The sequence below is a fragment of the candidate division TA06 bacterium genome (assembly GCA_004376575.1).
Classification (GTDB): Bacteria; Hydrothermota; DG-26; order E44-bin18; family E44-bin18; genus E44-bin18.
This window is the reverse complement of the sequence record SOJN01000074.1, coordinates 1-18,490: the sequence shown is the minus strand read 5'-3', so window position 1 is coordinate 18,490 and position 18,490 is coordinate 1. Positions and strand designations below refer to the sequence as shown.

17 protein-coding genes are annotated in these 18,490 nt (G+C 50.0%); all 17 read right to left on the bottom strand.

Annotation, left to right across the window (positions count from 1 at the left end; genetic code table 11):
- Positions 1-3 precede the first annotated feature (3 nt).
- Positions 4-2,376: an endopeptidase La gene (gene lon, locus E3J62_06030; protein TET45888.1), complete on the bottom strand. Its 2,373-nt coding sequence runs from the start codon at positions 2,374-2,376 to the stop codon at positions 4-6.
- Complete coding sequence (locus tag E3J62_06025) at positions 2,373-2,813, bottom strand: Hsp20/alpha crystallin family protein (GenBank protein TET45887.1); 441 nt, start codon at positions 2,811-2,813, stop codon at positions 2,373-2,375. The genes lon and E3J62_06025 overlap by 4 nt, the downstream gene beginning before the upstream one ends.
- A gap of 44 nt (positions 2,814-2,857) precedes the next feature.
- A complete protein-coding gene (locus tag E3J62_06020) occupies positions 2,858-3,658 on the bottom strand; it encodes a hypothetical protein (GenBank protein TET45886.1) in 801 nt (266 codons plus the stop codon).
- Positions 3,642-3,908: a hypothetical protein gene (locus E3J62_06015; GenBank protein ID TET45885.1), complete on the bottom strand. Its 267-nt coding sequence runs from the start codon at positions 3,906-3,908 to the stop codon at positions 3,642-3,644. The genes E3J62_06020 and E3J62_06015 overlap by 17 nt, the downstream gene beginning before the upstream one ends.
- Complete coding sequence (locus E3J62_06010; protein TET45884.1) at positions 3,892-4,278, bottom strand: hypothetical protein; 387 nt, start codon at positions 4,276-4,278, stop codon at positions 3,892-3,894. The genes E3J62_06015 and E3J62_06010 overlap by 17 nt, the downstream gene beginning before the upstream one ends.
- The gene (locus E3J62_06005; protein TET45883.1) at positions 4,279-5,307 is read right to left on the bottom strand and encodes a phosphoribosylformylglycinamidine cyclo-ligase; all 1,029 of its coding nucleotides are present in this window, start codon (positions 5,305-5,307) and stop codon (positions 4,279-4,281) included.
- Between the two features lie 671 nt (positions 5,308-5,978).
- Positions 5,979-7,685 carry an arginine--tRNA ligase gene (locus E3J62_06000; GenBank protein TET45882.1) on the bottom strand — a complete coding sequence of 569 codons (1,707 nt, stop codon included), beginning with the start codon at positions 7,683-7,685 and terminating at the stop codon, positions 5,979-5,981.
- Positions 7,625-7,999 carry a ribosome silencing factor gene (gene rsfS / locus E3J62_05995; GenBank protein TET45881.1) on the bottom strand — a complete coding sequence of 125 codons (375 nt, stop codon included), beginning with the start codon at positions 7,997-7,999 and terminating at the stop codon, positions 7,625-7,627. Before rsfS ends, E3J62_06000 begins: the two co-directional genes overlap by 61 nt.
- A 10-nt stretch (positions 8,000-8,009) precedes the next feature.
- Positions 8,010-8,471, bottom strand: a complete 462-nt coding sequence (locus tag E3J62_05990; protein TET45880.1) for a LytR family transcriptional regulator — start codon at positions 8,469-8,471, stop codon at positions 8,010-8,012.
- Positions 8,472-8,601: 130 nt separating this feature from the next.
- Positions 8,602-8,964, bottom strand: coding sequence for an aspartate 1-decarboxylase (locus tag E3J62_05985; GenBank protein ID TET45879.1), 363 nt, complete (start codon positions 8,962-8,964; stop codon positions 8,602-8,604).
- Positions 8,965-9,822 carry a pantoate--beta-alanine ligase gene (locus E3J62_05980; GenBank protein TET45878.1) on the bottom strand — a complete coding sequence of 286 codons (858 nt, stop codon included), beginning with the start codon at positions 9,820-9,822 and terminating at the stop codon, positions 8,965-8,967.
- A 24-nt stretch (positions 9,823-9,846) separates the two neighbouring features.
- A complete protein-coding gene (locus tag E3J62_05975; protein ID TET45877.1) occupies positions 9,847-10,485 on the bottom strand; it encodes a deoxynucleoside kinase in 639 nt (212 codons plus the stop codon).
- Between the two features lies 1 nt (position 10,486).
- Positions 10,487-11,008, bottom strand: coding sequence for a 2-amino-4-hydroxy-6-hydroxymethyldihydropteridine diphosphokinase (gene folK / locus E3J62_05970; GenBank protein TET45876.1), 522 nt, complete (start codon positions 11,006-11,008; stop codon positions 10,487-10,489).
- A 5-nt stretch (positions 11,009-11,013) separates the two neighbouring features.
- On the bottom strand, positions 11,014-12,564 hold the full coding sequence (locus tag E3J62_05965) for a response regulator (GenBank protein TET45875.1): 1,551 nt from the start codon (positions 12,562-12,564) through the stop codon (positions 11,014-11,016).
- Positions 12,561-13,808, bottom strand: a complete 1,248-nt coding sequence (locus E3J62_05960) for a HAMP domain-containing histidine kinase (protein ID TET45874.1) — start codon at positions 13,806-13,808, stop codon at positions 12,561-12,563. The genes E3J62_05965 and E3J62_05960 overlap by 4 nt, the downstream gene beginning before the upstream one ends.
- Positions 13,805-16,795 carry a diguanylate cyclase gene (locus E3J62_05955; GenBank protein ID TET45873.1) on the bottom strand — a complete coding sequence of 997 codons (2,991 nt, stop codon included), beginning with the start codon at positions 16,793-16,795 and terminating at the stop codon, positions 13,805-13,807. Before E3J62_05955 ends, E3J62_05960 begins: the two co-directional genes overlap by 4 nt.
- Positions 16,785-17,861 (bottom strand): lipopolysaccharide heptosyltransferase family protein, encoded by a 1,077-nt coding sequence (locus tag E3J62_05950; GenBank protein TET45872.1) that lies wholly within the window; start codon positions 17,859-17,861, stop codon positions 16,785-16,787. The genes E3J62_05955 and E3J62_05950 overlap by 11 nt, the downstream gene beginning before the upstream one ends.
- Positions 17,862-18,490: the final 629 nt, after the last annotated feature.

Here is an 18,490-nt window from a genome sequence, read left to right as displayed (position 1 = left end):
GGATTACCTCTTCTTTCTATCTTCGATGGCTATGCGGATTGCCTGATCAATTCGGCCCACAAAGTGGAATTTGAGCCCTTCCCTAACCTCTGGTGGTATCTCCTGGAGATCTTTCTCGTTCTTGTCTGGAAGTATGACCTGTTTGATACCCGACCTTTTGGCAGCCAGTACCTTCTCCTTCACTCCTCCTATTGGGAGGACCTTTCCGCTTAGCGTCATCTCACCAGTCATCGCAATCGCAGGTTTCACTTTTCTATTACTGAGAAGGCTGGTAAGGGCGACAGCCATGGCGATTCCGGCTGATGGGCCGTCTTTGGGGGTGGAACCAGCGGGAACGTGGATATGGATGTCGAATTTCTCAAAGAAGGATTCATCAATCCCAAACTTGTGTGCTTCGGATCGTACGTAGGAAAGGGCAGCTTGCGCGGATTCCTTCATCACCTCTCCCAGATGGCCGGTCAGAGTAAGCGATTTGCGACCCCTCATCTTGCTGGCTTCGACAAATAGTATCTCCCCTCCTGACGGGGTCCAGGCGAGACCTGTGGCCACACCTACTTCTCCTGTCCTTGAAGCAACCTCAGAATAGAACTTGCGCGGACCGAGCATGTCAGAAACCGTCTTCTTGCTAATGACGAACTTCTTCTTCTCACCGGCAGCCACCTTTCTGGCCGCTTTCCTGCAGATGGAGGCTATTTCCCGCTCCAGGTTCCTTACACCTGCCTCCCTGGTATACTCGCCGATAATGGTCGTTATCGCTTTTCCCTGGAAAGTTATCTGGTCTGTGCTGAGCCCATTCTCCTCAATCTGTCTGGGGATGAGAAACTTGCGTGCTATCAGGACCTTTTCCTCAAGGATATAGCCCGGGAGTTCAAGCATTTCCATTCTGTCTCTCAGCGCCGGCGGAATCGGATCTGCAATATTGGCAGTGGTTATGAACATGACCTTGCTCAGATCGAAGGAGACCTCCAGATAGTGATCACTGAATGAGTTGTTCTGCTCTGGGTCAAGAACCTCGAGAAGCGCGGCTGCTGGATCGCCCCTGAAATCGACGCCAATCTTGTCAACCTCATCAAGCATGAAAACCGGATTCATGGACCCTGCCTTCCTTATCCCCTGAATGATTCTTCCGGGGAGCGCTCCAACATAAGTCCTTCTATGGCCTCTTATCTCAGCCTCGTCTCTGACACCTCCCAGAGAAAGTCTGACAAACTTCCTGCCCAGGGCTCGTGCGATTGACTTCCCAAGGGATGTCTTCCCAACTCCAGGTGGTCCAATAAAACAGAGTATGGGGCCCTTGGTGTCATGTTTTAGTTTTCTCACTGCCAGGTACTCCAGCATCCTCTCCTTCACATCTTTGAGATCATAATGGTCCTCATCGAGTATGCTCTCTGCACCCTTTATGTCGAGGTTATCCTCGCTCTCCACAGACCACGGCAGCGAAACGAGCCAATCGAGGTAGGTTCTGGAAACTGTGTATTCCGCGGCCGCTACTGACATCTTGGACAGCCTGTCCAGCTCTGCTAAAGCCACATCTTCAACATCCTTGGGCATTTTGGCGGTATGTATCTTTTTCGTCATCTCTCTCTTTTCTGTCACCCTCTCATCCTCTTCACCCAGCTCTCTTTGTATGGCCTTCAGTTGTTCTCGCAGGTAGTACTCTCTCTGATCTTTGTCCAGCTCTGTCTTCACCTGGGATCTTATCTTCGCACCCAGCTCAAGCACGTTCACCTCTTTTGACAGGAGAGAAATGAGCCTTTTGAACCTTTCCTTCAGGTCCACAGCCTCAAGGATGGACTGTTTGTCTTTCACGTCAAAGTTAACGTTGGAGGCGATAAAGTCCGCAAGCTTACTCTCATCGTGGATGTTCAGAACAACAGCCTGCAGTTCATCCGGTAGATAGAAGGCCATGGAAACAACCTTCTGAAACAGATTTACCGCATTTCTCACGTGCGCTTCCAATTCTAGCGACTTTTCTTTCGGCTCTTTGATCACGTCTACCTTGGCCTTCATGTAAGGAGACATCTGAGTAAACCGGGTCAACTTTATCCTACCAACGCCCTGGACCAGTATTCTCAGACTGCCATCAGGGAATCTGAGCATCTTCACAATGAGGGAAACTGTGCCGTATTTGTGGAGATCGTCAGGCCCGGGATTCTCGATTTCAGGCTTCTCTTGAGTTACCACACCGGCTAGCTTGTCAGATCCCAGGGCATCATCTACCAGTTGTATCAACTGCTTGTCAGAGACTATTAGCGGAACTATCATGAACGGGAAGACCACACCGGTCTTGATGGGCAGAATGGGCAGCCCGGTTGGTATAGTTATTTCAGCTTGCCGCTCACTGAGATCCAGTAATCCATGCTCTTGATCATTCATTCTATTTCAATCTCCGTCGTTTCAGTTGAAGGGCTTGCCAGCTTCGGCAGAATGATTTTCACCATACCACAATGTTCTTCCACTCTCGCCTTAGCGGAATCACAGTGGCATGGCAGGTGAATCTTCTTTTCAAACGGGCCGAAGCTGATCTCCATCTTGTAGTAACTCCTCTTCTCGGCACCTGTCCCCTTCTCTTTCCTGACACCGGAGACGACGAGAATATCTCTGTGTATAGACATGTTAATAGACTCCTTGGGAACGCCAGCCAATTCAATACACACGATGACATTCTCTTCTGTCTGATAAACATCTACCTCAGGTCTCCACACGGCCTCAGGTCTCATGGCAATAGGACTCTTGAAAAAGAAGAAATCGTCGAATATAGACTCAAGATCTTCCTGTGTTCTTTTTACAATATCAAACCAGTCCCTCGGCATGTGATCCTCCAAAGAAATCTAGTTATCCGGGGCTTGAGGTAGAACTATTCGTTCGCTTGCACAAAAACCTCTGCGCCTCTACCCATCCCCTCTATCGAATCTACAGCTCTGCCTTGGCTGACAGCTACCTCCAGATGTCCGTGGCTTCCCCAAACACATACAGGCTCTCCAGGCGGACCATCTGAGTAGGCCCCAGATACTCTCTCAATGACCAAGTCACCAGCCCTTATTCTCACATCCCTGAAGTCCATCACCTGCTCAGATTCATCTCTTTTTATGTCAGTTATCAAATTGCCGAATTGATCGATGTGGATTACATGACCCTTGATGAACCCTTTGCCGTATTCAGGTCTGTAGATGTCAAGCCTTACAGGATCACTTATCTCCTGTCCAAACTGCTCAATGGAAACACCAAGAGAAAGATAAGCTGCCACGGGTGCGAATATGTCTCTCCCGTCAAATGTCGTAGAATCCACCCCCAGTGTGTATTTGGCTTCGGTTATCTCTCTCACATCAAATTCGTTTTCGCCGTATATGTATGTGAATAGCCCGTTATCTGGTCCAACAAAGTAGTACATGTCTGTTCGAACCGCGATTGGTCTCCTCGATCCGCCCACCCCGGGATCAACCACGGCCAGGTGTACGGTTCCCTCCGGGAAGTATCTATAAGCAGTCTTGAGCACAAAGGCAGCGTGGAAGACATCGTGTGACGGAATATCGTGAGCCATATCTATGAATTTGACATTCAAATTGATACAGGCCATAACACCTTTCATGATTCCAACACACCCCTGCGAGTCTCCAAAGTCTGTGGTCAGCGTAACTAGATTAGCCATTCTTTTCAAGAATAAACTGCTGTATTAGTCTTTTGAATCTGCTGCCATAAATCATGTCAAAGGTGCCCATCATATCAGGTATCAAAAGTTCGGCTTTCTCTCTTACCCTAGCGGCCCTACTATTCGCTTCATCCCTACTCAGTTTTCCATTCACTATGTCCATGCAAACACTGTCCACCATACTCTTGAGTACTCCCAGCTTCACTTCTTCCTTCAAAATCTCTGAATATCCGACCATGGTGCTAAACCTTGGAGCCATACTTGTAGCCTTTTATGAAGACCTCATCAAAACTATAAACCTCATGAAAGTCTTCAATGTCGTCAGTGTCCGTCTTGCTGAGCAAGCCATCTTTCACCAGGAGAAAAACCATCTCTCCGAAATCATCAGTGCTCCTGACACCCCAGTGTTCAAACACATTCTTGGACATGGGCCCGAATTTCTCCAGTGCAAGTCCCCTTATTCCCTCCAGAAGTTCTTTCCCGCTGACGTGTTTCTTTTTTTGAAACCTTGCTTGAGCGAACCTGAGGGCCTCAAAAAGAAAGACGTAGCTATCAACGCTGTATCTGCCGTCCTCCTGGGCGATTTCACAGAGTTGTTTCATGGCAGAAGTACGACTTTCACTCTCCATCTATCCCTCTCTCAATGTTACCGTGCCGCTCCCCTTTTCCATGCGGCCGATCTCCCACGCAGGAGCTCCACTACTCTTCAGCCTGGAGAGAATGGCTGCCGATGACCCAGCAGACACGGCAATAATCATGCCTATCCCCATGTTGAACGTCCTGTACATCTCGTCTCTCGGGACTTTCCCTTCTCTCTGTATCATATTGAACACTTCGAGAACCGGCCATGAGCCCAGTTTGATAACCGCATCAAGATTCCCGGGAAAGGTTCTCGGCAGGTTGCCGAAGAAGCCCCCTCCGGTAATGTGAGCGATCGCTTTTATCTGCTGATCCTTCATGATCGCCCTAACTGGATCCAGATAACATCTGTGAATCTTCAGGAGTTCTTCACCCACTGAGGAGCCGAGTTCTTCCACATAGCTGTCAATCTCAAGTCCACAGCCTTCAAAAAAGATTCTTCTTGCGAGGGAATATCCATTGGTATGCAGGCCGTTGGAAGCGAGTCCCACCAGGACATCTCCTTCCTCCACTGTACTGCCATCAATCAGATTAGAGCGACTAACCGCTCCCACAATGAATCCCACCAGATCGTAATCGCTGTCAGCATAGAGGCCGGGCATCTCAGCAGTCTCTCCGCCGATGAGCACACACCCTGCTTCCTTGCATGCTTTGACAAGACCGGAGGCTATGCTTTCAATAGTATCCGGATTCATCTTTCCTGTCGCAATGTAGTCCATGAAATAGAGAGGTGCTGCTCCACAGGCCAGTATATCGTTAACACAGTGGTTGACAATATCTACTCCAACGGTGTTGTGCCTATCTGCCATCATGGCTACTTTCACTTTCGTTCCCACACCGTCCACACTGGACACCAGATAGTTCTCGTCAGCGGGGCTAAAATCTGGCTTGTAGAGACTGCCGAACCCACCAAACTTCAGGGGATGAGAATCACCAAAAGCGTCCTTGACCATCTTGGCTATTCTTCTCTTAGCCTCATCGGAAGCCTCGATGTCCACCCCGGCCTCTCTGTAGCGCATTTGCTAACCTCTTTTGGCACTATAATATATGACGAACCCGGCAATGTCAAGGTGAAAGGGAACGCGCTCTATACGCCAGCTCTCAGCCCTGGCTGGAGAACACGGAACTCCCTCCCCCGCACTCCCCAACATCCGAAATCGGGAATTTCCCATCACGTCTCCCCCGCCCCGTTTCTCGCGAAGCGAGACAGACGGGGAACGAAAGTGAAGGATCTGCTTTTCCCTACTGGAAGTACAAAGTACAGATTGCAAAGGACGAAGGCAAAAAACCATGCCTGCCCTACGAAGCTATGGTAATAGCGAAGGAGGGTCATTGCGAGCCAAAAAGGCCCGGCTTTTCCAAAGAAAAGACGAGGCATTTTTGGTCCTTCATCGGCCTTAGCCGATGGAGGAGAATGGTTGGCGCGACGAAGCAATCTCACACTCCCTGCCTGCCTGCCTGCCCCGTTTCTCGCGAAGCGAGATACACGGGGCCCGGCTCGTCTTACGAGCGCGTGTTTCACGGCCCCCCGTTTCTTGCGAAGCGAGATACACGGGGCCTGCCCGCCCTCTCCGATGGCGTGGACCTATGTCGTTTTCTATTTTCGCAATTTCGTGCTTTTGGGCATGTGGTGACAGGGACAGACTTTAGTTTCGAGCAACGAAGCACAAAGGCCTATGCGTAAAGGAATTCACATTTTTTCAGGGGCGGAGACCCCAATCAGGCTAAGCCCCGTCGTAATGGTTGCCCGCAGGGCGTCACACAGAAGCAGCCGTGCCTGGCTCAGAGGCTTATCATCTGTCACCACCCTGTGTTTGTGATAGAAGCTGTGGAAGGACGATGCCAGATCCTGGAGGAAAAAGGGAATCCTGTGGGGAGATAGTTCTTCCATGCACTCAACAACCAGATCAGTAAATGATGCGATGCGGACCATCAGATCTCTCTCTTCTGGCTTGCTCAACAGCGAAAGATCTGCCTCTTCTAACCCGGGCATTGCCACACCCTGTTGCCCAGCATAATCCAGGATTGAACAAATCCTGGCGTGCGCATACTGAACATAATAGACAGGATTCTCCTCAGAGGTCTTCCTGGCCAGGTCGATATCGAAGTCAAGATGAGATGATGGCCTTCTCATCAAGAAGAGGAATCTAGCAACATCCTTCCCCACATCTTCAGTCAGTTCATCCATGGTTATGAATGTGCCGCCGCGTTTGGACATGCTCAGCTTCTTTCCCTCTTTCACAAGTGTGACCCACTGAACAGTAAGGACCTCCAGCTTCTCCCCGGGATAACCCAGAGCCTTCAGCACTGCTTTCAGGCTGGGCACCTGCGCGTGGTGATCAGGCCCGAAAAGGTCGAGAATCCTGTCGAATTTCCTATCAAACTTATTAGCATGGTAGGCGCTATCAGCAACAAGATAGGTCAGGTCGCCGGTCGATTTCTTGATAACTCTGTCCCGCTCATCTCCGTATCCGGAAGACCTGAACCAGAGGGCGCCACCATCCTCATAGGTGTCGCCCACCTTTTTCAGTGTTTCCAACAGTCTGTCTGTTCCACCCTCACCCCTGAAACTGCTTTCGTTAGCCCAGTTATCAAACTCAACCCCGAATGCCTCCAGTGAGTCTTTCTGAGAAGCTAGCATCTTCTCCAGGGCATACTCCCTGAATCTGGATAACCTCTCTTCCGGCCCCAGAGAAAGAAGATGCTCGGCATCACTCAGGAGCCCCTTTGCAAGGTCAACAACATACTCACCAGCATAGCCATCTTTCGGGATCTTTGCTTCCTGGCCGAGGAGTTGTTTGAGTCTGGCTTCCACAGAAAGAGCGAGCATTTCAACCTGACGGCCTGCATCGTCTATGTAGAACTCAGACTCAGCCTTGTACCCGCAGTGCCTGAATATCCTTGTCAGAGAATCGCCTATGGCTGCGGCCCTGGCATTCACTACCACGAGTGGACCAGTGGGGTTAGCGCTCACAAACTCTATCAGTATTGACTTTCCTTTCCCTGAATCGTTTCTTGCATACTCAAGGCCGCTTCTTGAAGCTTCGCGCACGAACTCGAAAAGGAAGTCACGGCTGAGCGTGAAGTTAATGAATCCTGCGGCAACTTCAACTCTATCAAACATCTCTTTTGGGATAGCATCCACAATCCGTGCTGCCGTCTCCTCGGGCTCCTTCCCGCTCACCTCAGCCAACAAGAAAGGAGAATTGGTAGAGTAGTCACCCCACCTGGGGTTCTTGGGAAGTGAGACACCTACCTTTTCAGTATGCGGCCTATCAAACCCGCAGCTGCGTAAAGCTTCCAGTAGTACATCTTTCACATATGTCTTCGGGGATTTCACTTCTTTTTGCCCTTTTTGGCAGCCGTACTCAGTTTTGCTCGAGGAGCATCTCCCCAAAGCCTGTCAAGACCATAGAAATCTCTGGTTTCCTCTTCGAAAACATGCACCACCACATCAACATAGTCCAGAAGAATCCATTTAGCATGTTCATACCCCTCGACAAACCAGACATCAGCGCCGCTCTTGGAGAGCTCCTCCTGCACGTTATCAGCAACCGCTCTTCCCTGCACATCAGAAGTCACACTGCATATGACGAAATAGTCTGTTATTGACGATAGACCTCTCAAGTCAAGGATGCACGTATTCTTTGATTTCTTCTCCTGCGCAGCCTCCGCCGCTATTTCCGCGACCTCCACAGGCCCCAGATTCAAGCTTCCCTCTCTACCACCACTGCTCCTCCATCGCCCTCGGAAACAACTTCGCACAATCGTTCCCAATGATGATACTCACCTCCAGATAAAGAGACGGATCGGGCTCAGCCATCACTTCGCCGCAGCCAATCCTCTTGGCCACAGCCTTCGCATATCTCATATCGTTGCTCACTCTATCGACGACCACGGTCTTGGGAAAATCATTCGATTTGGCGTTGTCGATATTTACCACATCTACCCCCTCACACCTCAGAAGGACAGCCACCTTCCTAGCCATTCTGTCATGTCTGCTTCCATTCAAGACCTCGACTCTCATCCCTTTGGGCAGAGGTTCTTCTTTCGGCTGCGGGAGTTCGTGCACCATTCTGAAAATGAAGGACGCAGCAAAAAACATCACCAGCAGAGTGACCACCAGGAGTAGTGCAGTGCCAAGCTTCGCTCCCTCCTCAGTCCCCTTCTTCACCCTGCGCATGACTCCAAATCCTACCAGAAAAATAGTACATCGCCTACGTTATTACCTAACCAACGGGGTTGCTCTGCGCCCCTAGCCTTCAAGTCATACCCACCAATCAGCGAGCAACCATCATTCTCGTTTGCCACATTCATCTCGTCTTCTTTTCTATGATTTTATTCCTTTCACCAACGAGGACAACCTTCGGTTTGTATGTGCGCGCATCGCCACTCTCCATAAAGCCATACGAGATGACTATCAGCTCATCGCCCGGTACACCCAACCGCGCCGCGCCGCCGTTTAACCTCGCCACACCAGTTCCGGGTTCGCCCCTCATCACGTAGGTCTCAAACCTCGCTCCAGAGTTCATGTTTATCACGAGCACTATCTCGTTGGGCAAAATATCAGACTTATCTAGAAGGTCAGCATCGATTTCTATCGACCCCTCATAGTTGAGGTTTGAGTCGGTCACCGTTAGCGTGTGAAGCTTTGATTTGCACATCATCCTGAGCATCTAGTTTCGCTCCTTTCTAGAGACTCTGATGTTGTCAATAAGCCTTGCCTTCCCGAACCTGGCTGCTACGACAATAACAGCCTCATCGTCAATTCTCTGCAGTTCTTTGAGCCTCTCAGGGTGAACCACAGACACATAGTCCACTCTGGCAGTATCCTTCTCTTCTATCATCTTTCTGACAGCAAGTTTCACTTCTGAAGCATTGGCCGTCCCGGAGGCGACCATTTTTTTCCCTTTCAAAAGTGACCTGTAAAGGATGGTCGCATCGCTCCTCTCCTTGTCATTCAGATAGAGATTTCTGGAGCTCATGGCGAGCCCGTCCTCCTCCCTTACAGTTGGCCCCATCACAATATCAGTATCGATGTTGAGGTCGCGTACCATCCTTCTGACCACAATTGCTTGTTGGTAGTCTTTGTCACCAAAAACGGCAAAATGGGGTCTCACGATGTTGAGGAGCTTTGCTACAACCGTGGTGACCCCCCTGAAATGGCCCGGCCTGCTTGCTCCGCACAAGACCGAAGTCAAATCCTCAACTTCAACAAAAGTGGAGTAATCTTCAGGATACATCTCCTCTATTCTCGGCAAGAAGACCAAATCTACACCCTCCTTATCCAGGAGCTGTACGTCCAGCTCCATATCCCTTGGATATGAGTCGTAGTCCTCTCCTTCAACAAACTGTGTGGGATTGACGAATATGGAGGCAACCAGAAGTTCGCACTTCTCTCTTGCGATCCTCACCAGACTCAAATGACCTTCGTGAAGATAGCCCATGGTTGGCACAAAGCCGACTGTCCTGTTGGAGGACAATGCTTTCAGTGACAATTCCTTCATTTCAGAGATGTTCTCAACCAGCCTCACAGGTCTCGCCTTCTGAATTCGAACTTACTCCGCAGGTGGTACATAGTACCTGGTGCCTGAGAAGGGCTTTTCGAACTGTTTTATCAGGTCCTTGACTGCCTCCTCATCCTTGGAGAAGTCAAGCGCGTTTGCATTCACCACCAGAAGTGGAGTGCTGAAGTAGTGAAAGAAGAACCTGTTGTACGCTTCACTCAGTTCTCTGAGATATTCGAGTGTAGCTGCCCGCTCGTACGGTCTCTCCCTTTTGTTCATTCTTTCGAAGAGACGATCCGGATTTGCCTGCAGGTAGATTACCAGGTCGGGAAGTATAATTTCGCTTTCAAAGAACGGATATATCTTCTCATAGAGAGAGAGCTCCTCGTCATCCAGGTTCAGATATGCAAAAATTCTGTCTTTTGCGAAGATATAGTCGCTTATCACCCTTTCAAAAAAGAGATCAGCCTGCGCAATCTCTCGCATCTGTCTGTGTCTTGACAGGAGAAAGAATATTTGAGTTTGAAAAGCGTGAGCCCTCATATCTCTGTAGAAACCGGCAAGAAATGGATTCTCCGCGACATCCTCCAGTATCGTTTTCGCCTTCAACCTCCTGGCAAGGGCATTGGCCAGATCTGTCTTGCCCACAGCTATGGGGCCTTCCACGGCGAGAAATCGCGGCTCATTCATCTCATCTCTCTCCGATGTCCTTCAGTGGAAATTCACTATAGAATCTTACGCCGTCTTCATCACCCAATTCAAGTAATATATCACGAACCTTCCTAGCCAATACGGGATGAACGGCTTCTGGAGCTATTTCACAAAGGGGGACGAGTACGAATCTCCTCTGGTGCATACGAGGATGAGGTACAATAAGGTCTTCTTCCTGAATCCTGAAAGAGCCGTACATGAGTAGATCTACGTCCATTATTCGAGGCTCCATCTTCATTCCCTTTTGTCTTCCCATATCCGACTCAAGACCCTGGAGTGAGTATAGCAGTTGATGGGGGGAGAGGGAAGTCATTACTGAAAAGGCGGCATTCAGAAAGCTATTTGCCACCGACATTCCAGCAGGTTCAGTCTCGTATACAGAAGAGGTCTTTTGGAGCCTGATCCCGGGAATAGATTTCAACCTGCTTTTGGCATCAATCAGGTTGTTCAAACGGTCGCCTATGTTTGTCCCCAGCCCAAGATATGCAACTTCCTCATCCATCTTTTCTATTCCGAAGTGAGAGTGCAGACAGGCAATATCATTTCCTCCATTGATATTCCGCCGTGCTGGAAAGTCCCTCTGTATTGCTTTACGTACCGCTGGTAGTGTGTCGGGTATACAAAGTAGTAGTCTTCCTTTGCTATGCAGTACCGCTTGTTTGGAACGTCTGTCGGAAGCATATACTCAACGGGATCCTTTATCACTAAGGCCTGTTTCTCGTCACACCTTATCGAACTGCCGAACTTGTATCTCAAATTGGAGGAGATCTCCCTTCCGCCATAAATGGTGCACGGCCGTTCGCCCTGAATCGAACCGTGGTCGGACGTTAGTATCACATCTACATCTTTCCTGGCAATCCGTCCAAGCAGTTCATATATCCGGCTTCTGGCAAACCATGTATGTGTGAAGGACCTCAATGCGTCCTCATCAGCAGTCATCTGCGTGACCACTGTCGACTCGGATCGGTAGTGGGTGAGAATGTCCACAAAATTGACGACAATGCAAAGAAGCTGATTGTTCAGAAGATGCGGCAGATTTTCGGCGAGTTTCTCTGTATCCTTGGCGCTCAGGACTTTGACATATTCAAACCCTCGGGGCCTCACCATCTCCTTCTTCAGTGCGAGTTCAAGAAACTCTCGTTCATACCTGTTCTGACTCCCTTCTCCTTTGGTGCTCCAGAACTGAGGATGATGCCTGGACATCTCCACGGGAAACAGACCACTGAAGATTGCGTTCCTGGCATAAGGAGTCGCGCTGGGAAGAATGGAGTAGTAGAAATTCCTCTTTATGTTGAAACTTTGCTTCAGGAGAGGTTCGATAGAAAGATACTGGTCCAGCCTCATACAGTCCAGAAGCAGGAACACTACCTGCCGGTTCTTTCTCAATCTAGGAAATACATGCTCCTTGAAGATATGTGGTGAAAGAAGAGGCCCTTCTTTACCCAATACCCAGGAAGTATACTCTGAGGAAACATATTTACAGAAATCACTGTTACAGTCTTTCTTCTGGCCGGCATGGGTTTTGCCAAGCCCCTCATCCTTGAACCTGTCCATCCATACATCCCACTCACAAAGCCTCGAGTATATGTCCACCCAGTCACTCCAGTCAGGACTTGAAAGCCTCATCTGTGAAATCTTATTGAAGTCTGAAGCATAGTCCTGCGGCATCCTTTCCTCAATCATATGCCGTTTCTCCAGGATTCTCTTGCAGGTGGATATCAACTGGCGCGGATTTATTGGCTTCACCAGGAAATCGGCAACGTCCCTGCCAAATGCTTCATCCATGAGGCTCTCTTCTTCGCTCTTGGTCACCATCACTATGGGCACGTTGGAGTCGAGCCTCCTCAGCTCTGCTAGAGTCGTAATCCCATCCATGCCTGGCATCATTTGATCAAGGAGAATCAGGTCAAACGATTCGGACCTCAACAGAGATACACCGTCGTCACCGTTCGTTGCAGTGGACACCTCATACCCTCTTCCCTCCAGGAGGTAGACATGAGAGCTCAGAGCTTCAATCTCATCGTCAACCCAGAGAATTCTCTTTCCTGACTTCTTCACCTTATGTTCCCTTGGGTCCGCATCCGTATGAGAAAACACGTCCCTTTGCCGGGCTGGCTCGATTCAATCAACAGCCGGCCACCATGATAGTTCTCTATGATTCTCTTTGCAAGAGGAAGCCCCAGGCCCCAGCCGAACTTCTTGGTTGTATATCCGGGCATGAAGGCCCTCCTCTTCTCATCCCGGCTCATCCCTCTGCCGTTGTCTCTTACCCTTATCTCAACAGCCGGCTCCGAAGACGAACACCCGGCCGAGATTTCTATCTTCCCTGAACCACCTGCAATCGCGTCAAGCGAGTTCCTGACAAGATTCTCAATCGCCCAGCAGAAGAGTTCCTCATCGACATCGACCTCAGGAATAGGTTCATGATGCTCCACTATTTCAATCCTCTTCCCGTGTTTGGGTAGCCTCAGCCTGAAATAATCGGCAGTCTCGGAAAGCATGCCTGTAAGGTCTTTCCTTTCAAACCTGGGAGGCGAACCTATCCTGTTGAACCTGGAGGTGACTGACTCTAATCTAGCCAGGTCTCTCCCCATCTCAGAAATGATCTCCTCTTTTGTCTTCCTCTTCCCGGAATCCTTGAGCGCCTCGAGCCAACCCAAGAGCGAAGATATGGGCGTCCCCAACTGGTGTGCGGTCTCCTTTGCCATACCAGCCCAGATGAAATTCTCCTCGGCGACCCTGATGGCCTTGAACCCCAAAAACCCCACAATGACAAAAAGGGCAATGACAACAAGCTGGATGATCGGTGCCCATCTCAACTCCCTCACAGCTCTTGACTCACCGTAATGGACATAGCCAACCACGCGGCGGCCAAAATTCATGGGTATGGGTTCATGCTCAGAATCGAGTTTTGTTATCGTATTGAATACCCTCTCCAGAACCCTGGGAGGGTTTTCCGGATCGACCGCCGCAAGTTCTTCTCTGGATATGACATCCGGGCTTATTCCTATGTTCCTCCATGCAGTGGGCACGCCACGCTCATCAGTAAAAATGACCGGGAAAGTAATCTTCATCACTATCTGTTCAAAGAATATCCCGGTTTCCACAGATGAAGTTGCAGTAGCCGGAAGGCTCATCTTCGCGTAGAACTCGGCAAACATCTTGGTGATCGTCTTTGAGGCATCTTCAAGCCTTCTCACCAGGCTCTGTGTATAGAAGAAGGACCCAAGAGCGATTACGAGAGCGCCCAGAAAGATGTAGTTCTTGAAGGCTGTCCTGGATCTTCCCGGAAGTCTGATCATGTTGATATCCTGTTCTTGCCGCCCTGCTTGGCACGGTACAATGCCTTATCCGCCTTGCCCACAAGCTCTTCTCCGTCCGAGGCATCAGCCGGGTAGGTGGCAACGCCCACGCTTATTGTGAATTTGCTCCCTGGGGGACCATCCTCAAGACCTGAATACTCCTCAACGGCTTTTCTCACTCTCTCGCCAACCAAAAGCGCCTTTTCTTTGTTGCATTGAGGAAGAATAATCATGAACTCGTCCCCGCCATATCTCGTGACCAATCCTCTTTTCCTCACATTCGACCTTAAAAGCACTGCCAGCTCACGCAGGAGCTGATCTCCGCCAAGGTGGCCAAACATATCATTGTGGCGTTTGAAGTCGTCCACATCCAGCATCAAGAGTGACAGTTTGCTCTTCTCTTTCCTGGCCCTTTTGACCTCTTGTACGAGCCTTTCCCTGAACAAACGGTAGTTGTATATGCCTGTCAAGTCATCAGTAACGGCAAGCCTCTCTTTTTCTTGATAGAGTCTTGCGTTCTCAGCAGCAAGAGCGATTCTTGAAGCAATCAGGCGCAGAAGCCTTACATCTCTCCTCCCCAGAGAGCCCCGCCCTTCCTTTTCAACGTCCAGGACGCCAACAAGCCTCTTCTTCACCCTCAGCGGCACGGCAATCTCTGACTTCAGCTTCTCTCTGGAGCCAACATAGAGGGGTTCACTTGCAGTATCCCTGACTACAACGGGTTTGCACGCCTTCAAGGCCTGCCAGGTTATTCCTCCTTTGCTTGCCAGCTTACTCTCGGCGCGAGGTATATCCAGATCTTTGTACCCTTCATGGGCCGCGATTCTCAGCGACCCATCATCCTGGAGAAGCAGTACTGCAATGTTCAGGTAGGAGAACTTCTTCCTGACTATCTTTACGGCCTCATTCAGGATCTGTTGAAGGTTGAGAGATGACTGCATTGCCACAGTCAGCTGCTCAAGCGCAGCCAGCTCCGCCCTCGCCCTCTTGTCTTCATCAAGCCTGTGCATGAGATCCGAACTTGTGGGCTCGAGCACAGCCATGTCTTTGTTCGAGCTCCTCTTTCCTCCAGTCACATGCTTGGGCTTTCTAACGTCAACTTTCTGTTCGGCATCCTCAGCCGGTCGTTTCACTGCAACAGAATGTGAGAGAACAGGCTTCTTGCTGGTATCCGGATACGTTTCACCGCTCATGTCCTTGAACTGCAGGTCGTACAAACGTTTGTAGGTTCCTTCATTGGAAAGGAGAGATTGATGGGTGCCAACCTCAACTATCTTTCCATCCTTGACCACGACTATTCTGTCTGCCCGCCTGACCGTGGACAGCCTGTGAGCTATTACGAGCGAAGTCCTGCCTTCCATCAATCTCCCCAGGGCTTCCTGAACCAGCATCTCAGATTCGGTATCAAGAGATGAGGTGGCCTCGTCAAGTATCAATATAGGCGGATTCTTCAATATTGCTCTCGCAATTGCGATCCTCTGTCTTTCGCCTCCAGAGAGTCTCACCCCTCTCTCGCCAATAAGAGTGTCGTAGCCCTTTGGAAGAGTTGTTATGAAATCGTGAATGTTTGCTGCCGTCGCGGCAAGCACCACATCGTCCATGCTGGCATCTGTCCGACCGTAAGCTATGTTGTTTCTCACTGTGTCGTTAAAAAGGATCGTCTCCTGTGTGACGATACCCATCAGGTTCCTGAGGCTGGCCACCCTGGCCTTTCTCAGGTCAATACCGTCAATAGTCACCTTTCCCTCAGTGGAATCATAGAATCTCGGCACAAGGTCAGCGATGGTTGACTTTCCTGCGCCGGACGGTCCTACCAGCGCGACGACTTCGCCAACTCCTATCCGGAGATTAATGTCGTTCAGGATCGTCCTATTGCTTTCGTATCCAAAAGAGACTCCATCAAACACTATTGAATCTCGGAAAGATTCGACCGTGACGGGGTCCTTGACCTCCCGCACCTCTGGCATAACATCAAGGACTCTGAAGACTCGGGAGGAAGCGGCCAGACCTTGTTGTATCTGGGTATTCGCCTGACTTATCCTCTTTATGGGCTGCATCAGAGAAAGGGAAGCGGCAAGGAATAGTATGAATCTATCTGGAGTTAACTCTCCTATGATGAGAATTTGGTACCCACCATATATGAGTATGATGCACGCGGCGATCACGCCCAGAAACTCAGTCATGGGCCCGGCAAGCATGCTGACTCTTTCAAATCTCAGGAAAGCTCTATAGTAATCCCAGATCTGGGACACGAATTTGCCTATCTCAAAGTTTTCCATGGAGAATGCTTTGACGACCCTCATACCAGAGATCGTCTCTGTCAGGGTGGAAGCGATGCTTCCGGTCGCCTCCTGAACGCTGTGACTGCTGCTCCTCAGCCTCCTACCCAGAAGGATTATCATCCATGTGGACAGCGGCACAATCAATATTGCGACTATTGCCAGTTTCCAGGAGGCCCATATGACGATCGCCACATAGACGAGAACAAGCAGAGATTCCCTGATCAGGGCAATGAATCCCTTGTCAATAGCACCCTGTATGAAGACGACATCGTTGGTTATCCTTGATGTGAGAACGCCTGTTCTCTGCGTGTGAAAGAAACTGAGAGATAGGGTGTGCAGGTGTCTATATATGGCTTCTCTTAAGTCCCTGACTGTCCCCTGTTCTACCACCACTGAGAAGTATCTCTGAAGGTATGTGAACAACCCTTTGAAGAAGTAGACCAGGGCTATCAGAGCAGCCAGCCGCCCAAGCGTTACCATCGGCGGAGCAGAAGCTAACCAGACGTTTATCCTGTCGAGTATCCATCCAAGGCCTGTGTGCCCTATTGAGATTTCGACCTCGCCTCCCCTGAAAAGGGCATTAACCAGAGGGATTATCATGCCCAGAGAAAGCCCACTGGACAAGGCCAGAAAACCCATACACAGAACTGACAGGGTGAGTTGCTTTCGATATGGCTTTATGTATGCGAAGAGCCTACTGTGCACTTCTCTCTTTCTCCAGGAGACCTGCGGCAGCCCCCACTATCTCCCCAGAGGGGACCTTCTTGCCCCTCTTGAGTCTGAAGATTCTGACCCACTCAGCCTCTGGTGGATAGAATTTTTCGTCTTCAGGTATCAGTAGAATGCACGGGATACCAAGAGCAAAACCAAGAGAGAAGAGGTCACTTTTTGAGGACAAAATCAGATTGGATTTTTCCATCAAAGATGTTATGCGTGAAACTGGCTCATTAAAGAGTATGACCTGCCTGGTTACATGCTTGCTCAAGTCAAAAAACCCTTTCTTCGTCTCATAGTCCGGCGGAGGAATGACAAACAGCCTGGGACTGCAAAGCTGTTCCAGCCCCTTGAGAATATCGACCAGACTCTCTGTACCCCATCCTCTTCTCGTCCCGGGGATTGTAAGATCTACTATCACACGTTTCTCATCTTGGACCCAAGAACGAGACAGAAGGAAGTCCTCCAGCCACAGTCTGTCGGCAACGCCGACGAAGCGCCCGTCAGGGTGCATCAACACCCGCTTCGATTCATCAATCCATGAGAGCATAGAAAGGTTTCTGTTCACCTCATCCCTCTCGTGGCCCGAAGGCCTCACCTCCCAGTTCAGATACGGAAAATCCCTGCCGTTACTATTGCCAATCCTCACCTTGGCTGCTCCAAGTGATGCAAGAAGCCTCCGGTCTTGATCCCCGGGTCTGTTCAGATCCAGATATAGGTCAAAGCGGAGCTTTCTCAAACCCTTCTTCAGGTCCCTGAACTTGCTACCGAATGGGACCAGTGGTTCACTGTACACGATAATACGGTCTGCAAGCGCTGTCCCAGTCACCAGTTCGATCTTGCGCTCAGGAATGAGAAGGCTCACCTCGGAATCAGGGTAGTTGCGCTTGATCGTTTCTATAGTAGGAAGAGAAAAGAGGAGCTCACCCGGCCCAGAGGGCGGACGAATGAGAATCCGCTCAGCGTTCTTCAAGACATCCGTGAATGGTATTTTATGTCTTCTCAGGAAAGGCCCCGTGAACCTGAGATATAGGCCTACTGCAGCTCTCCTGAACATAAGCTCCTTCTGAGGCGTGGGTGCAATCCATTGTCACTAGTGGCCTTACCGAAGATTCATTATACCACAGCCCCTTCCCTTGTCAACACCGAATCCCGGCACACACCAGCATGGAAACGAAAAAGACCCATGCCATCCGCAGAGGGCATGAGGCCTGCCTCGTTCCACGGGGTATTTTTCGTCCTGTTTACTCTGTGTTAAAGGTCACAAGCAAAGCGTGGTGAGCTTGTTACAGAGAGTTAATCCCGAGATAAATCGAGGGGAGCGCAGTCCGAAGGACGGAGTCCCTTCGATCCTCTCAGGATAAACTCCGGATCTGCTTTTGGTAGATTCTTCGGCCGGTTGGGCCTGACTTCTCCTCCGTCGACTTACGCCGACGAAGGATTAAAAATGCCTCGTCTTTTCTCTCGAAAAGCCGGGCCTTTTTGACTCCAGAATGACAGACGTTATTTTGTCATCCTGAACGGAAGTGAAGGATCTGCTTTTGGGAGATTCTTTCTCTGCTTTGGGGACGGTGCTTGACATTTGACATTTTGCCTCTTTTCCGCCATTTGCTGTTTTTCTTACCCCCTACAATTAAAGTACTTACGCGCTTGCATCAGGGACGGTGCTTGACATTTGACATTTTG

What these genes read in the sequence shown, in the direction of transcription:
- lon (TET45888.1), bottom strand. Translation starts at nt 2,376, where the DNA reads ATGAATGATCAAGAGCATGGATTACTGGATCTCAGTGAGCGGCAAGCT.
- E3J62_06025 (TET45887.1), bottom strand. Translation starts at nt 2,813, where the DNA reads ATGCCGAGGGACTGGTTTGATATTGTAAAAAGAACACAGGAAGATCTT.
- E3J62_06015 (TET45885.1), bottom strand. Translation starts at nt 3,908, where the DNA reads ATGGCTCCAAGGTTTAGCACCATGGTCGGATATTCAGAGATTTTGAAG.
- E3J62_06010 (TET45884.1), bottom strand. Translation starts at nt 4,278, where the DNA reads ATGGAGAGTGAAAGTCGTACTTCTGCCATGAAACAACTCTGTGAAATC.
- E3J62_06005 (TET45883.1), bottom strand. Translation starts at nt 5,307, where the DNA reads ATGCGCTACAGAGAGGCCGGGGTGGACATCGAGGCTTCCGATGAGGCT.
- E3J62_05990 (TET45880.1), bottom strand. Translation starts at nt 8,471, where the DNA reads ATGCGCAGGGTGAAGAAGGGGACTGAGGAGGGAGCGAAGCTTGGCACT.
- E3J62_05985 (TET45879.1), bottom strand. Translation starts at nt 8,964, where the DNA reads ATGCTCAGGATGATGTGCAAATCAAAGCTTCACACGCTAACGGTGACC.
- E3J62_05975 (TET45877.1), bottom strand. Translation starts at nt 10,485, where the DNA reads ATGAATGAGCCGCGATTTCTCGCCGTGGAAGGCCCCATAGCTGTGGGC.
- folK (TET45876.1), bottom strand. Translation starts at nt 11,008, where the DNA reads ATGGATGAGGAAGTTGCATATCTTGGGCTGGGGACAAACATAGGCGAC.
- E3J62_05960 (TET45874.1), bottom strand. Translation starts at nt 13,808, where the DNA reads ATGATCAGACTTCCGGGAAGATCCAGGACAGCCTTCAAGAACTACATC.
- E3J62_05950 (TET45872.1), bottom strand. Translation starts at nt 17,861, where the DNA reads ATGTTCAGGAGAGCTGCAGTAGGCCTATATCTCAGGTTCACGGGGCCT.